Source organism: Paenibacillus sp. 2KB_20, assembly GCF_052115765.1.
GTDB lineage: Bacteria > Bacillota > Bacilli > Paenibacillales > Paenibacillaceae > Paenibacillus_AQ.
This window is the reverse complement of the sequence record NZ_JBFRHH010000007.1, coordinates 172,080-186,886: the sequence shown is the minus strand read 5'-3', so window position 1 is coordinate 186,886 and position 14,807 is coordinate 172,080. Positions and strand designations below refer to the sequence as shown.

The following is a 14,807-nucleotide window of genomic DNA, read 5'->3' as shown; positions in this document are numbered from 1 at the left end:
CTATGTTGTTGAGGAGGACTCATTCTTATGGCATGGTTCAACAGACTCCCTATCTCGCGAAAAATTACCGCAGCCTGTTTTCTCATTGCCGCTTTGTTTGCGGTTCCAATGCTGCTTGCATTTATTCTAATGGGTAAAGCAATCATTGGCGTGGTCATCGTCGTGGCACTAACCGGTTTAACTTTTCCTCTTTCTCGTCTTATTGAGAAAACGCTTACCAATTCCTTTGCGGAGATCTCCAGCGTTTCCGCCAAAATCGCCAAAGGCGACTTCACCTTCCAGGTAGAAGAGGTTGGGGGCATGAACGATCTCAGCCGAACGTTCAACAGCATGGTGGACAAGCTTCGAAAAATATTGCAGGAAACCTCGGATATCACCCGCCAGGTCATGTCGTCAAGCTCCAACATCTCGATTAAAAACCAGGAGCTCATTCAAGTGATGAATCAAGTCTCCTTATCTTCCAATGAGCTGGCCGTCGGCGCGAACGAAATATCGGAAGACGTAGCCGAAATGACGCATTCCATCGGTGAGATCGAAGAGAAGGTCAGCAATTATACGCATTCAACCCAGGAAATGAATACCCGTTCGATCGAAACGCTGGGACTGGTTGAGCAAGGAAGGGACTCCGTTGCCAAGCAGTCTGCAGGGATGCAGCGTAATATTGACGCAACAGCCAAGGTCTCGGAATCCATTGATGCGCTGGCTAAGAGCGCCAGGGGAATTACGCAGATCACGGAGACGATCTCGGAACTTGCCGATCAGACCAACTTGTTATCCTTGAACGCATCCATTGAAGCGGCAAGGGCAGGCGAGCATGGCGCTGGCTTTGCCGTTGTCGCCCAAGAGGTGCGTAAATTGGCTGAGGAATCCACATCATCGACTAGAGAAGTATTCAATCTCGTACGCAGCATCGAATCGGACGTGAAACATGCAACTCAGAACATAAAAATTAATGAAGAGGTCGTCAGGCAGCAAACCGAAATGATCCGTGAAGCTGAGCTGGTGTTCATGGAGATTGTAAACAGTGTGCAGTATATTTCGGAACAGATCTCCGCTTTCTCCAAGGAGAGCGAATCCATGCTGGAAAGTGCGAAGAGCATTTCTTCCGCAATTCAGAATATATCGGCGATTACGCAGCAATCCGCCGCAGGCACGGAGCAGGTGTCGGCATCCATGAATGAGGGCATCTCATCGATCCAGAAGATGGCCGAGGAAGCAGAAGCGATGAATAATGCCGTCTTCCGGCTGCAAAAAACGATCAACATTTTCAAATTTTAAGTAGGGTACAGCCTCCATCATGTCTATTACTTTCGAAGCAGCAAACGAACCGAAAATGCGAAAAATGGCTGTGCAAAGATACTATCCTGAGCACAGCCATTTCTTCATTGGACACATTTTTTAATCTGACGAACCGTCCGTGTGAGCAGACCCTTCATATGGGACAGCTCCCTTTTGTATCATGTCAAGTACACCTGCATTATTGCTCGCTCCATAACCGCGCGATATTCACAAGCCGCCCTTCTTCAAACTCGACTCGATATATATCCGGCAGCGTCATTCCTTGCCAGAAATGTTGATCATAATGCTGCAGCATAAGTGTCATAATGTCGCCGTGCGTGCCAATTACGACACGCTTTCCTAAATGCGTATTCAAGATTCCCTCTAGCACCTGGACTGCTCGGCTTTGTGCGGCTTTGCTGGATTCCCCTCCGGGAAAGGACGTGGTTGGATCCTGAAACAGTATCTTTTTGGCATCGAGGAAGGAATGCCCCTGAAAATCCCCGACCTCCCGTTCCCTTAAGTCCTCTTGCTCCGCAATCGGGAGTCCTAAAGCATCCGCCAATGGTTGGACCGTGTCCTTGGCTCGCTGATAAGGGCTTGAAGTAATAGCGTCAATCCCTTCACCCAGGAGCAATTCTTTGACTCGAACCGCAGCGAGGGAGCCCTCCGCGGACAATCCCCGCGACCTTTCCTTCCCATCGATAAAGGGAGATTCCGCATGTCTTACAAAATAGAGAGTCGTCATCCTTCGACCTCTGCTTCTTTATGAGCCTCACCCTTTAATACGGGCTCCATCATCATCTCTACAAACGGTGTTAACGGTAACACCCCCAATGACTCCAAGGGAATCCATTTGGCTCCTAATGAGTCTTGGCCGTCACCGTCCGTTTTGATAACAGCTTGAAGATCCAACAGCTCGACATCATACATGATACCGATGTGATGCAGCTCTTCCATCTGATTCGCCTCATACTGATATACGATCGTGTAAGATACAGCCGTCCGAATGCTCCCCTTAATCGGAGAAAGCCCGGTTTCCTCTAAAAATTCGCGCTGCAGCGTATGCTCCGGCTCTTCTCCGAACTCAATGGAGCCGCCCGGTAAATCCCACTTCCCCTTGTGCGGTCCTCTCGCTTTCTGGATCAACAGGATATGATCATGCTGAATCAGTATTCCATAAACACCGAGATGCGTATGTTTCACCACGGTCAACAACCTCCTTTTCTAGCAGTGAAGGTAATCCATTGACTTCGGAAAAGTACGTCTCTCCCATCCTTCACTTCCTGAATATCCTGCTGCACCTGCCGCCTCGTTAAGATCTCCCATTCCGAATACAGCTCATCAAGGATGGAAAAGGCTTTGTCGGCGGATAGATTCAACTCGATTAAGCCTGCCTCCTCCAAACCCGTTTCCTGATCGATTTCCTTTACCTCGGTGCTCATCAATAAGCAATGTACGCCCCGCTCCACGGTTCCAGCCTGCATCTGTTTGATCTTGGATACAAAGGCTTCCTCGGAGCTCATATGCTCCAGACATGAGCATGCGATGACGTAATGATAAGTATCCTCGGTAATTTCATAGTGTTCTACGTCTGCCACAAGTGCCTCAAGATTTGAGCTTACGCCATGCAATGCAGCATACTGCCGCAGCTTGTCAACTGCCGATGGCAGCAGATCCACGCAGATGACCTTCCCGTTAACCGCTTGGATCCGCTGCGCAACCGGGATGCTATTACGCCCGACGCCACAGCCTAGATCCAGTACCCGCATCTCATGAAACGGCAATAATTCCAAATGATCCAGGACCGTCTGAACGGGCTTGGCTAACCAGCTCCCAGGTTGAAACAGTACGGCTTCTTCGTACAATGTCTCGTGATACGATATTTCCTTTTCACGTGCGCGGTTGAATATGTCCATGCTATATCCCCTTGTTCTGGCCGTTATAAGGTCACTCTATAAATTCCATAAGGACAAGCCCATACTTGCTCACTGCAACTCCTGCTAGGACACCTTTTTCTAATCTTCGCTTATCGTTAGCTGCGGCCACTGATCCTGCCATTGCTTCTTTCCTACCCGTTCCAAATAATAGCGTCGCTTATGAAAGTTTGGGCATCTGCGAACACGAAGCGCAAATAAATCCTCCAGTCCGTAAGGACAGCAGAGCTCAAGCTCTCCTTCGGCGTTCAGCCTTGCCCCGACCGCGGTAGCCGTCTCCGTCCAATGAGCTAGCGCATCATGGGTCGAATGATAGGGTTCATCTCCATTCTTCACATGCATTCTGGCCTGATTCTTGACCGACCATTTCGGGTTCCCCGTGGTTGTTCTTAAAAGCTCTTCCAATCGAATATCCCGGACTTCAGACACATCTTCCGGATCGAAATACACCACATCGATATCCGTATGCCGATCCGTCCCTTCTAATCCATGAAGCAAGTCCCACACATAATTTCGGATGTAGCCTGCAGCAATATAGCATTGCGGCAGCCCTAAGTCACGAACGATGTCCAAATCCGTCATCAATTGCTGATGCTGTCTTATGTACTCCTTTAACCGTTTCTCTAACATACCATCCACCGCCAATGACCTAAATTCTTCTCAGCCCTCTTACCATTCAACTGCCATAAGTTCTTATATTAGTTAGCTGCAACTTGAACAAGAGCGTAACCCTAAAATCCTGTATTCGTGTAAAAAAGCATAGACCGCTTCACGAAGAGAAGGAAACGGTCTATGCACACTCATAGATATAACTATTATATTCCAGATAATCCCTGAACGGCAAGAGAAGGCAGGGATTATGGGACGCAGCGGGTGATACCCGAGCTGCATGTTGGACAGAAATCTGAGCATGCATGCGCCATAACAGCTTCAACTTGAGCCAGATTGATTTCGGTATGCTCATGTGAGAGAGCTTATAAGCCGGATTTCGGACAGCCATGCACGAAATAATCCCACTACCGAACAATCAAGTCCAGTGGTGCTAGCTACACAGCCGCGTCCACCCGCTCCTGCGAAGCGCCGTCGCAGCGCTTGCACACTTTCAGGGCAGTCCCGTCCGATTTGGTTCGGGGATACAACAATTTCGTTCGGGTACTCTTGCACACCGGACATGTACCGCGCGCGCGAGTTGGTAGGTTCCACAAGGATTTGCCTCTTTTTTGTTTTGCCATTAGTCAGATACCCCATTTCATAGATTCATTATTATCACTCTTACTTATATGAAAGGGTTCAGCAGAACATGTCGGGCAGCTCCATTTAGATCTCACATACCATCGCTCACAACCATTGCAACCTCATCAGATCCGGAATAGATGGTGGATCGCCCTCATGGTACGTCTCCGTCGCACATTGAAAAACGAGTGGGTAAGATAACAAAAGCGAGAAGGCAACGAAGACGCCCTCCCGCTTGTGCAACGAATTACTTATTTATAAAAGCCAGAATCTCTTCCTTGGACGGTATGGAGGCTTGCGCGCCTGGCCGGGTCACCGTCAATGCAGCCGCTGCAGTTGCAAACTGAAGCGCTTCTTCCGTCTCCAGCCCCTCCGTGCAAGCTGCCGCATAAGCACCGATGAACGTATCTCCTGCCGCCGTGGTATCCACGGGTCTGACGTGGAAAGCCGGAACGGTGAAACGCTCACCTTGTGCATTCACATAGAAGCAGCCTTGCTCGCCAAGGGTGATGATCACGTTGGAGGTGCCTCTGCCGATAATCGACGCTGCAGCCGCATCGGCTGAAGCAGTGTCCTCCACCTTTAGGCCGCTTACCACTTCGGCTTCCGTCTCGTTCACAATCAAGGTATCGATCAGCGGCAACACGTCATGAGGGATCTTTCGCGCAGGCGCCGGATTCAACCAGACGCGAACGCCTGCCTTGTTGGCCGATTGGATAACATACTGCGTCGTCTGCCATGGAATTTCATTTTGCAGCAGTACAGCATATACTCCATCCCACTTCACCTCAGTCGCAACATCTTCTTCAGTCAACCGCCCATTGGCTCCTTCCGACAACACGATATAATTCTCGCCCGCCTCGTTAACCGTGATGATCGCCATCCCCGAGGTGCCTGTCTTGGAGAGGACGGATGTAACGCCAACCCCGCGCTCCTCCAAGGAAGCAACCAGGGTATTCCCAAAAGGATCAAGACCGACCGCGCCGACCATGACACAATCCGCACCTGCTGAGGCTGCAGCCACAGCCTGATTCGCTCCTTTACCCCCAGGAAAAAAAGATGTGCCCCTGCTATGAATCGTTTCTCCCGGCCGGGGAAACTGCTCTACATTACTCACAACATCCATATTAATGCTTCCAATGACAACTAGCTTGCGCAAAGATAACCTGCTCCCTTCTCTTAAACCGGCTTCGGCTCTGATGTACGGACGCGAACATCCTTGATCTCATTCTCGCCATCCTCCAAGCTGCCAAAGCCGAACATGCCATGACCATAGGCAGTTTCCTTGCATTCTAGCACATTGTCTCCATTAATATACAAGATGAACCGATCCTTCTCGGACACCAGCTTCAAGCGGTATTCTTTTCCCCATTCCCAATCGTATCTTGCCGTAATCAGACGCTTGATCCCGAAGTCCTGTTTGATAAACGATACGGAATTCGGACCGTCGAACCCGGCCAGATAATGCCGCATGACCCCTTGCGCCCTTGTAATCAGACAATGGCTGGTGCCTGATATTGGTCTAATGGTCGCTTCAATCTCCATATCTCCTGCATAGTAATTGCCGGAATAGGACGAGGTATCTCCTTCAGATATACAATGCAGTGCTCCCTCACGCAGCTCCCAGTTTCCTCGATGATGCGAGAATGGAGTGACAGAAGCGAACTCTTTGGCCTGCTTGGCAAAATCGATCGTATAATCCGCCGCTCCCGTGATGCGGAATTGCCCGACGAACAAACTACCGATAGCGCGGTTCAAGAGCGGCGACGGGCTCTCGAGTATCCAGCCGATCTCATCAATCATGGCGCCTTCGGTATCCGGAATGACGAATTCAACCGCGTTCCACTCTCCGCACGCTGGAGTATACGTTGCCAAACGCACTTCCTCCTGCGTATAAGTATTTCGCACATACGGAGTCAAGGTTACTGGTTCGCCTTCCCACTGATCCACATAAATTTGGGCGGATACGGTCTGCCCGCTATAGGCCAGGGGGGCAAAGGTCGGCTTATATTTCTCATCGTTAAACTCCGCCCGGCGATAGAACGGTTTATAGTAGATTTTGCTGCTGTCGCCTTCTACCAGTCGGTCAAAGACCACTTCCAAGGATCCTCTGCTATCATAAGTATTCTTGGTTGAATGGCGCAAGACAGGCGTCTTGAACGAATTGCTTGTCCGAAAGCCGTGCGTGGACCCCGGCAGATCGAAATCGAAATACACCTCGCCTTGCTTCACCCGCAACACCAACGCTTCGGGGGCCTTCTCTCCATTGAGGCGATAGCCAAGCAATGCAAGCTCTTTGGCAAATGTCGGGAAATCCACCAGATTCAAATAACCGGATACACTCGAAGCCACGATGAAGTCATTGATCGGCTTGCGATAATGATCCGGAATCCCCGCCAGGCCGCCGTAAACGCCTAGGATCGTGCCCACGTTTCCGGCGTTGCAATCGGTGTCCCAGCCACACATCGATGCGATCTCGACCGTGCGCGCAAAATCCCCCTCGCCATACAGAAGGGCAAGCACGCACACGCCCGCATTCGGGATAATGTGGCATACGCCAGTATACTTATCGTATCCCCAGTGATCCTCCAAATATTGACGGCAAGCGCGGAAATCCGATGGATGCTCCCGGTGGAAGTCCATCACCGCATGGACCACGCGCGCATAAGTGGAGTCATCCGGAATCATGCGAAGTCCTTCCGCAATAATCTCATCAATGGATGAAGCATCAAAGGCTTTGGCTATGCAAGCAGCTATGAAGCGGGCGCCGTACAGCCCGTTGCCGTCGTGCGAAACACTGGCGGCTTTTTCCGCATAATCCGCCGCTTTCTCCGCCTGACCCGGGAACAGCAGGCCCCAGGAATCGATGAAGATCTGGCCGCCGATCTGCTCCGCCATCTCCGTGCCGTTGACCTCAATCGAACCGGAGCGGGGGGCTGAAATGCCTTTGCGCAGATTAACATAAGCACGGTGCTCCGTACTGATATCCTCGCCGCCCCACCAAAACATGCCGATCCCTTCCCTTGCGTAATTGAGCCATGCTCTGCCCACGTCCTCCGGCTCAAGCTCGCGGTCCGTCGCATCGTCATACAGCGCGCGAATAAAGAAAACCGGACCGTTTGCGTCATCGTCCGCGGCAAAGGTTTTGTACGGCTTCACGTAATCCCGGATATCGCCGTATACGTCCCGAATGCGTTCATACGTCCAAGCTACCGGTTCGATGGGAGCACCGAGCCTTATGCCGATGTTCATGCCGATGAATCCCGCATATACCGTCTCTACATAATGTTTAGGTATCATTTGCTCTCCCTCCTGTATCAACCATTCCTCTACATCCGCTAAGCTGCAATAGCTTGTGAAAAACTATGGACTCACAATATTCTTCCGAGATTCATTGATGCGAAGATCCTCCTCGATGATCTGCGCGGCAATGCCGCTGAACCTGTCCGCGATGGCACACAGGTCCAAGCGGTTCACCTTATTCAGCTGCTCGATATCTTCCTTGCGGATAACCTCACAACCATACATGGCGCCCAGGATGACCCCGGCCATAACGCCGATCGAGTCTGTGTCACGCCCGGAGTTAACCCCGGCCAGAATCGAACGATAGTAATCGCCGTCGTTGAGAACGATAAACGCTAGTGCCATCGGCAGCTCTTCAATCGACCATAGGCGGCTTGGCGTATAATGGTTGCTCGGGATGCCGACCTTGTCGATATGGCGACTCACGTCATCGCCCATCGGCGAATATTTGAGCATGATCGCTTGCAATACCTCGATCACTTTGTCCATGTCATCCCGCTGATGCCGCAATTCGCGGGCGGCTTGCGTCATTTCCACAATGGCTGCTTTCGTGCCGTCTTTTGCCAGGCTGATCGCGGTGCGGACAATGTCGTCCACACTCACCCCCGGCTCAAAGGCCTTCGCCACGCAGGCAGCCAGAACGCCTGCGGCTTCCAGACCGTAGCTGCTCTGATGACCCATCGCAAACAGGATGGCTTCATCATAAGCAGCCTTGGGATTGCCCGCATTGACGATCCCGATCGGGGCGATGTACATCGCCGCCCCGCAGTTCACCATATTCCCGATGCCCCCTTCTCTCGGATCGCAATTAGCCAGCACATGACGCATGAAGATGTATTTTTCCGGATAGAACAACCGGTCAATGATCAACGTCTCCTCATTCAGCTCCGGGACAAACGTCTTGCGGAACGCAATCTCCTTCACGAATTCATTGCCCATATCATAGGCATCCAGATGCCGGCCTTCAGTAAGATAAACATTCATGAGCGCAATGGTCATCAGCGTATCGTCCGTGACAATCCCGTCGCCCCTTACCCGTCCAAGCCGGACGTCGGCGGGCAGATCCATCTTATGCCATCTTGTCATAAGAGATTCCACGCGTCCGTATTTGGACTTGATCTCCTCGTACGTCAATTTCTCGATTGGAGCTCCCATTGCGTCTCCGAGCGCGGTGGATATCACCACGCCCCTCACCCGGTCACGAAACGAAGTCATAGTCATAGGCTCCTTACTTGATGTTTTCGTTGGCATATTTCGTAATTTCTGCACCGCCCGCAGCATTCCAGGCTTCAACGAATTGGTCGAATTGGGACAAGTCTTTCTTGCCCGTAATAAAGTCCGTCGAGTATTCCTTGTACAAATTGTTCATTGCATCCCAATTCGCAATGAATTGCTCAGGAATGATGAAATTGTTGTCTTCCGTGTAGAATTCGGTAGCCATTTTCAACGATTCGGTTCCAGGCTCACCCAATAGCGGCGTTTTCAAAGGCGTTTCGGACTTGATCTCGGTCGGCTCCCAGAAACGCGCATACCATTCGCTGTAGTATTTCTCGTTCAGCTCGATCTCGCCGTCAACGACCTTATAATGCTCGTCTTCGAAACCGAGGCGGTCCAGCATTTGCCCCTTCGGACTTGCAAGGTAATCAAAGACCTTGAACGCTACGTCTTTATGCGGTGACTGCGAAGAGATCGCAAGCCCTCTGGATTCCTTCGTCACGTCGGTTGCCCCGAAGCCCTGAGCTTCGCCCTTGGCCGGCGGCAGCACGATCAGATTGGCGTCATCTCCGCCCAGTTCCTGCATTCTTCCATCATACAAATCGATGATTTTACCGGCTGTGCCCGTGATAACGGCAGCTTCCCCTTTATAGAAGGCGTCCTCCTTGGTATCCCATTGCTTTGTAATGAATTGCGGGTCCAGCAGCCCTTCCTTGTAGAGCTTATTGTAGAACGTCAGCTTTTCCTTTTCTTTCTGAGAAACCTTGGAATACTCATAAGTTCCATCTTCCTTCTTGAGCCAAGTCGTATCCAAACCGAAAGCCGTATTAAAAATAAAGTTGATCTCGGCAATATCGCCTGCTGCCGTCAGCGCGTAGCTCGGCTTTCCTTTACCCGGCTTCTTCTCCACCAGTTCCTTGAAGAAGGCATAATAATTGTCGACACTCGGGTTCTCCATCAAGGCCTTGGAGCTCTCCATGGCATTAAACCAATCCGCCCGGATGACCGGTGTTTTCGGTGCGAGCGGTTTGATCCACAGCAGATACGGATAACTTGCCATCCGGGTCTTGTTGTGCGGCTCCATGATATTTTTGATGTAGGTTGAATTTTCAATATAAGGTGTCAGATCTTCCAACAGACCTTGATCGGCAATTTGCTGGTCACCGCCCTGGAAATAGATGATATCCGGAATGGTTCCGCCCAGCAGCAGCAGATTCAGGTTCTCGGCATAACTGCCTTGTGCCAGATCCACAAGCTCGAATTTCACGTTCAAGCCTTCGTCTTCAGCCAGGGATTTCTCCAAGGTCTCGAAGAATTTAACCGAAACGGGGTTTGCCGTTCCTTCATCCTTGTACACGATCTTCAGCGTAACCGGATCCCCGGTCCCGTCAGACTGGGCGGTTCCGGGTTCAGTTTGACCTGCTCCCGGCGTGTTTGACTTCGATGTACATGCCGACATGACCATAACCAGCATGGCAACGATTAAAAACAGGCTTAATTTTTTCATGTTCATCTTTCTCCCCTTTTTTGAATTTGAACATTCATGCCTTATAAGTTAGCTGCCTTCGCCTTCCCGCTTAATCCTTCACTCCGCCCTCCAGTTCGCCTTTCGCGTAATATTTCAGAATGAACGGATATAGGAATAACAGCGGTACAATCGCAATCATGATCGTACCTGCCTGCAGGGAAGCAAAATCAAAGTTGATCGAGCTGTCGAACATGTTTTGGTTGCCGATCAAGGACGTATTATCCTTGCGGACAACAAATTGTCTGAGTACAACCTGCAGCGGCCATTTGGTTGGATCCGAAATGTAGAGCGTGGCTCTGAAATATTCGTTCCAGTGATATACCCCATAGAACAAACCCAATGTCGCCAGCCCCGGTTTGGACAGCGGCAGTATGATCTGACTATATAAGCGAAAATGACCTGCGCCGTCGATTCGGGAAGCCTCCAGAATCTCCTCCGGAATGTCCTGAATGAACCGCATAAGAATAAAGAGATAGTACACGTTGACCGCTTTGTACAGGATCAGTGACGTGAGCGTATTCATCAGTCCGAGATCCTTTACCAGCAGGTATTCGGGAATCATGCCCGGCTCGAACACCATAATGACGATCAGAAAGAACAATACAACTTTTTTACCGATAAACTCGGTTCTGGCCAGCACGTACGCTGCCATGGAGGTCAGCAGCAGATTCAGGAATGTACCCGCTACGGTAATCCATACCGAATTCAGAATACTGCCCGTAATCAAGGGATTGGACAATAACAGTTGGTAATTGATCGTCGAGAATCCCTTCGGAAAAATGTCCAGTCCGCCCATCAAATGGGCTTTGCCGGGATCGGTTAAGGATAGCGCCAGCAGATTCAGGAGAGGAACCAATACCATGAGCGTAAACACAAACAACATGAGATAAATAACGATTTTCGAAACTTCCAGTCGCCTCATCGTAAATCCCTCCTTTACCAGACGCCCTTGCCCGAGAAGCGCTTCGAGATGAAATGCGTGCCCAGGATGAGGATGATACCGATAACGCCCTTGAACAGACTCGCTGCGGTTGCATAAGCAAATTGTCCGTTCCCGATACCGATTCGGTACACATACGTGTCCAAAATATCCACCACACTGATGATGGAATCGTTCATAAAGTTAAACACTTGATCGAAACCAGCATTCATGAAGAAGCCCAGATTCAGAATGAAGACGGTTACAACTGTGCTGTATAAATGAGGAAGCGTAATGAACCTCATCTGCTGCAGGCGGGTCGCCCCGTCAATCTTGGCTGCTTCATACAATCCTGGGCTGATCTTCATGATGGCTGCCAGGTAGATGATGGAGTCCCAGCCGGCGCTTCGCCAGATTTCGGAGAATACGAGCACCCAACGAATATGCTCTTTGCTGGTCATGTAATCAATGGATGGCAGTTGAAAGAAATTCGCAATCAGATTGACTCCGCCTTCGGCAGGATTCAAGAGGCTGATCCAGATCCCGGCAATAACGACCCAGGATAGAAAATGCGGCAAATAAACCACGGATTGTACGTATTTGCGGTATTTCGAGCTTCGAACTTCATTAATAAGCAGTGATAACATGATTGGAATCGGGAATACAAATACGATTTTCATCAAACTGATAATGATGGTATTCTGCAGTACGCTTGTGAAGGCGGGCGAGCTGAATAGCGTCTTAAAGTGCTTCCACCCGACCCATACATGATCCCCCAGAATCCGGTAATCCTGAAAGGCAAGCTTCATGCCGTATAGCGGAATGATGTGAAAGATAAAAAAGTAGAGCAGAGGCAGCGACAGCATCGCGTATAGTACCCAATCCTGCCTTAAGCGTCTCAACACCTTCATGGCTTACCCCTCCTCCAGATGTTCAATGGATAATTTCATGAGGGGAGCATGCTGCTGGGCTCCGTACACGTCGCGGTCGCCGACACTGCCGGACGATATATCCCGCGACATTGTGATTTTGAAACCCAGCGCCTGGTCGAAAAATACCAGGTGATGAATCTGCTCCTCCCGTATCTGATACAGCTCGCATATCGTCCGTTTTGTAATGATGCCGGACTGTTTCACTTTGTCATATTGCTCTTTGGAATCAAACAACACGTCTAAAGTAATTTCGAAGGGGCCTGAGTTTTTGCTTCGCAGCACCTTCGCCAAATCGCCGAGTTGAGTCATGGTTGATCCTCCTTATCGATGCTCTATCCGAAAAGCATTATTGTTCATTTCCATCAGATGGTAGACGGAGAATTCATAGACAGGACCGAACTCGATATCGCTTGGCGCGAAGGGAAAAGCCAGATTGCCTGCCGTTGATTTACGGCCTTCGTATCCATAATGCAGGAAGGTGGAACGCACCGTGGCGCAGATGCTGTTCGCTAACTCCTGCGTCTTGGCCACCACTTCGAACATAACGCCGACCTCGTGTCCGACGAACGACTCCGGCTCCTTGCTTCCGAGAACACCGTTCTTGCCGTAGTTGTAAAATTGAATCTGATAATCCGATTCCGGAATTTCCCGGTAATATTCCCGTGCCTGATTGCGAACATATTCCTCAACCTCTTCCAGCTTCCCGATCAGGATCGGATCCCGGATCCCCGCCACCACGAAGGTCCGATAAGCGACGCGCCTAGCGCCTTCCAGCTTAATGAAATATTTCTCTGCCGGAAGGAACCGGCTGCCGGTTACCCGAACGATGCCTTTCTCCTCTTCCTCGAAGCGGCAATTCTCCAAGTCCAGTGTAAATCCGGGACCATGCAGAATATAAGGGTGTTCCTTCTCATAAAACGTATGTGCCGCAACGCTGGTCGGGCTGCACGTCCGGTCCGGGTTAAGCGACTGAACGGTAAACGAATCGTCGCTGATCGTGCCAAGAATGCTGTCTTTGGTTGTTCCCGGTTCCGCGCACAATGCGCCGCATTCCAATATTTTGCCCAGATGATAGGATAGCCCCGGGTCCTTGCCGTGGTAGATCCCGATCGCCGCGAAAGGCGAAGGATCATACGCCCTGCCGCAGACGATGATGTCCACGCCCTGTTGAAGCGCTTCCACAATAGGTTCATGTCCCATCTGGGCAACGATGCTGTTGGTGGAGTCAATCAACTCACTGGTGAGTGGCGGAATATTCGGACTTAATGCCCTAATCCGCCCTTCTTCCTTCGCCTGATGGATTTCCTCCCGGGTGAAGTCGGCCCATATGACGGACACCTTGGCCTGAAGTCCCCGCTCATCCAAAATTTCATCAATGATGTCGAGTGTCCATTTCACATGGGTCCGTGCGCCCGAACCGCCGGCCGAGCCGATGATGATCGGAATTTTACGGGGCAAACCGTTCGTGAGCATAATATCCAGGTCTTTCTTAACCGCCCGCTTGCTGACGATCGATACGCCGGCACCCAACTTATGCGGTCCCCCGTCCGTTGAGCCTGCATCAACAACGATGCCGTGCAGCTCGAACTTCAGTCCGTTCATGAAGGATTGTTCAGGAAATCCATATCCCAGCATGCCGCAGGGGGATAGAATTCGAATGTCTGTATTCATCTGCAGTCCCTCTTTACCAAAATATTCACCCATGACCATTGGATAATTGGATTATCCAATTTGTGCTAAAAGGGGTACGATTCTCCCCTCTTAAACATGAATGTAGTTTTTCTGTATGTTTTCTTTAACCCGGCTGAGATGGTTCAGCAAAGCCAGCTTTGCTTTTACCGGATCGCGTTCCTTAATAGCTTGCAAAATAAGTAAATGTTCTTCGTAGACCTCGCTCTTGCGACCCGGAATCTGGGCTGTTTTGCTCAGCGTCCGCTGAAGCAAATCCATATGCAATTCAATCATATTGACGAGGACCACGTTATGCGTGGCTTTAGCAATTGACAGATGAAACGCCTGATCCGGCTTCGAGCGATCCTCCGCATTCTGATCAATCTCCCCCCACGTCGCGAAGGCTGCCTCAATCTCGGCGATATCCTCATCGGTTGCCCGCTTGGCCGCTAGCTCCACGATTCCTGTCTCGAACAATTCACGCGCCTCTAACAACTCAATGATAGTCGCACGTTCAATATTGTCCAGTATGCGGCTTCGATCCTCGGCAACATCCAGTGCCTTACTCAGGAAGCGCCCGCCGCCGGGTCTGGCTTCAATCAGTCCTTCGCGCTCCAGAATGCGGAATGCTTCCCGCAATGTCCCGCGGCTAATGCCAAACGATTGGGCCAGCTCCCGTTCAGTCGGAAGAACATCACCCGGAGCCAGATTTCCTTCCAGAATCAGATTCTTGATCTGTTCAATGACATCCTCGTACACCCGATGATATTTAATCTTCTTAATGGTCATAT

Annotated in this window: 15 protein-coding genes; 1 reads left to right on the top strand and 14 read right to left on the bottom strand. The window is 50.6% G+C overall.

Features of this window, described 5'->3' with window-relative positions; translation table 11 throughout:
* Positions 1 to 27 precede the first annotated feature (27 nt).
* Entirely contained in the window at positions 28 to 1,278 is a 1,251-nt protein-coding gene (locus AB4124_RS19735) for a methyl-accepting chemotaxis protein (RefSeq protein WP_076325081.1), read from the top strand.
* A gap of 199 nt (positions 1,279 to 1,477) precedes the next feature.
* On the opposite strand, the gene AB4124_RS19730 is transcribed toward AB4124_RS19735, so the two are convergent.
* From AB4124_RS19730 to AB4124_RS19665, 14 genes are all read right to left on the bottom strand, one after another.
* Positions 1,478 to 2,026, bottom strand: a complete 549-nt coding sequence (locus AB4124_RS19730) for a histidine phosphatase family protein (RefSeq protein ID WP_441973958.1) — start codon at positions 2,024 to 2,026, stop codon at positions 1,478 to 1,480.
* Positions 2,023 to 2,487 (bottom strand): NUDIX hydrolase, encoded by a 465-nt coding sequence (locus tag AB4124_RS19725; RefSeq protein WP_339266350.1) that lies wholly within the window; start codon positions 2,485 to 2,487, stop codon positions 2,023 to 2,025. The genes AB4124_RS19730 and AB4124_RS19725 overlap by 4 nt, the downstream gene beginning before the upstream one ends.
* Before the next feature lie 2 nt (positions 2,488 to 2,489).
* Positions 2,490 to 3,197: a class I SAM-dependent methyltransferase gene (locus AB4124_RS19720; protein ID WP_430105160.1), complete on the bottom strand. Its 708-nt coding sequence runs from the start codon at positions 3,195 to 3,197 to the stop codon at positions 2,490 to 2,492.
* A 99-nt stretch (positions 3,198 to 3,296) separates the two neighbouring features.
* On the bottom strand, positions 3,297 to 3,845 hold the full coding sequence (locus AB4124_RS19715) for a nucleotidyltransferase family protein (RefSeq protein ID WP_441973957.1): 549 nt from the start codon (positions 3,843 to 3,845) through the stop codon (positions 3,297 to 3,299).
* A 416-nt stretch (positions 3,846 to 4,261) separates the two neighbouring features.
* Complete coding sequence (locus AB4124_RS19710) at positions 4,262 to 4,447, bottom strand: hypothetical protein (RefSeq protein ID WP_074961828.1); 186 nt, start codon at positions 4,445 to 4,447, stop codon at positions 4,262 to 4,264.
* Positions 4,448 to 4,695: 248 nt separating this feature from the next.
* A complete protein-coding gene (gene rbsK, locus AB4124_RS19705) occupies positions 4,696 to 5,607 on the bottom strand; it encodes a ribokinase (protein ID WP_441973956.1) in 912 nt (303 codons plus the stop codon).
* Between the two features lie 20 nt (positions 5,608 to 5,627).
* The gene (locus AB4124_RS19700) at positions 5,628 to 7,748 is read right to left on the bottom strand and encodes an ADP-ribosylglycohydrolase family protein (protein ID WP_441973955.1); all 2,121 of its coding nucleotides are present in this window, start codon (positions 7,746 to 7,748) and stop codon (positions 5,628 to 5,630) included.
* 63 nt (positions 7,749 to 7,811) lie between these two features.
* The gene (locus AB4124_RS19695; RefSeq protein ID WP_441973954.1) at positions 7,812 to 8,966 is read right to left on the bottom strand and encodes an ADP-ribosylglycohydrolase family protein; all 1,155 of its coding nucleotides are present in this window, start codon (positions 8,964 to 8,966) and stop codon (positions 7,812 to 7,814) included.
* 13 nt (positions 8,967 to 8,979) lie between these two features.
* A complete protein-coding gene (locus AB4124_RS19690) occupies positions 8,980 to 10,473 on the bottom strand; it encodes an extracellular solute-binding protein (protein ID WP_430105169.1) in 1,494 nt (497 codons plus the stop codon).
* A 70-nt stretch (positions 10,474 to 10,543) separates the two neighbouring features.
* On the bottom strand, positions 10,544 to 11,416 hold the full coding sequence (locus AB4124_RS19685; RefSeq protein ID WP_215160247.1) for a carbohydrate ABC transporter permease: 873 nt from the start codon (positions 11,414 to 11,416) through the stop codon (positions 10,544 to 10,546).
* Between the two features lie 14 nt (positions 11,417 to 11,430).
* Positions 11,431 to 12,324, bottom strand: coding sequence for an ABC transporter permease (locus tag AB4124_RS19680; RefSeq protein ID WP_430105171.1), 894 nt, complete (start codon positions 12,322 to 12,324; stop codon positions 11,431 to 11,433).
* Positions 12,325 to 12,327: 3 nt separating this feature from the next.
* On the bottom strand, positions 12,328 to 12,654 hold the full coding sequence (locus tag AB4124_RS19675; protein ID WP_083659789.1) for a DUF4387 domain-containing protein: 327 nt from the start codon (positions 12,652 to 12,654) through the stop codon (positions 12,328 to 12,330).
* Between the two features lie 12 nt (positions 12,655 to 12,666).
* Positions 12,667 to 14,016, bottom strand: coding sequence for an acyclic terpene utilization AtuA family protein (locus AB4124_RS19670; protein WP_430105172.1), 1,350 nt, complete (start codon positions 14,014 to 14,016; stop codon positions 12,667 to 12,669).
* 90 nt (positions 14,017 to 14,106) lie between these two features.
* A complete protein-coding gene (locus tag AB4124_RS19665) occupies positions 14,107 to 14,805 on the bottom strand; it encodes a FadR/GntR family transcriptional regulator (RefSeq protein ID WP_076325091.1) in 699 nt (232 codons plus the stop codon).
* Between the last annotated feature and the right edge of the window lie 2 nt (positions 14,806 to 14,807).

Excerpts from the sequence above, each read along its gene's own strand:
- AB4124_RS19735 (WP_076325081.1), top strand. The coding sequence starts at position 28 with ATGGCATGGTTCAACAGACTCCCTATCTCGCGAAAAATTACCGCAGCC.
- AB4124_RS19730 (WP_441973958.1), bottom strand. The coding sequence starts at position 2,026 with ATGACGACTCTCTATTTTGTAAGACATGCGGAATCTCCCTTTATCGAT.
- AB4124_RS19720 (WP_430105160.1), bottom strand. The coding sequence starts at position 3,197 with ATGGACATATTCAACCGCGCACGTGAAAAGGAAATATCGTATCACGAG.
- AB4124_RS19715 (WP_441973957.1), bottom strand. The coding sequence starts at position 3,845 with ATGTTAGAGAAACGGTTAAAGGAGTACATAAGACAGCATCAGCAATTG.
- AB4124_RS19710 (WP_074961828.1), bottom strand. The coding sequence starts at position 4,447 with ATGGCAAAACAAAAAAGAGGCAAATCCTTGTGGAACCTACCAACTCGC.
- AB4124_RS19700 (WP_441973955.1), bottom strand. The coding sequence starts at position 7,748 with ATGATACCTAAACATTATGTAGAGACGGTATATGCGGGATTCATCGGC.
- AB4124_RS19695 (WP_441973954.1), bottom strand. The coding sequence starts at position 8,966 with ATGACTTCGTTTCGTGACCGGGTGAGGGGCGTGGTGATATCCACCGCG.
- AB4124_RS19690 (WP_430105169.1), bottom strand. The coding sequence starts at position 10,473 with ATGAAAAAATTAAGCCTGTTTTTAATCGTTGCCATGCTGGTTATGGTC.
- AB4124_RS19685 (WP_215160247.1), bottom strand. The coding sequence starts at position 11,416 with ATGAGGCGACTGGAAGTTTCGAAAATCGTTATTTATCTCATGTTGTTT.
- AB4124_RS19680 (WP_430105171.1), bottom strand. The coding sequence starts at position 12,324 with ATGAAGGTGTTGAGACGCTTAAGGCAGGATTGGGTACTATACGCGATG.
- AB4124_RS19675 (WP_083659789.1), bottom strand. The coding sequence starts at position 12,654 with ATGACTCAACTCGGCGATTTGGCGAAGGTGCTGCGAAGCAAAAACTCA.
- AB4124_RS19670 (WP_430105172.1), bottom strand. The coding sequence starts at position 14,016 with ATGAATACAGACATTCGAATTCTATCCCCCTGCGGCATGCTGGGATAT.
- AB4124_RS19665 (WP_076325091.1), bottom strand. The coding sequence starts at position 14,805 with ATGACCATTAAGAAGATTAAATATCATCGGGTGTACGAGGATGTCATT.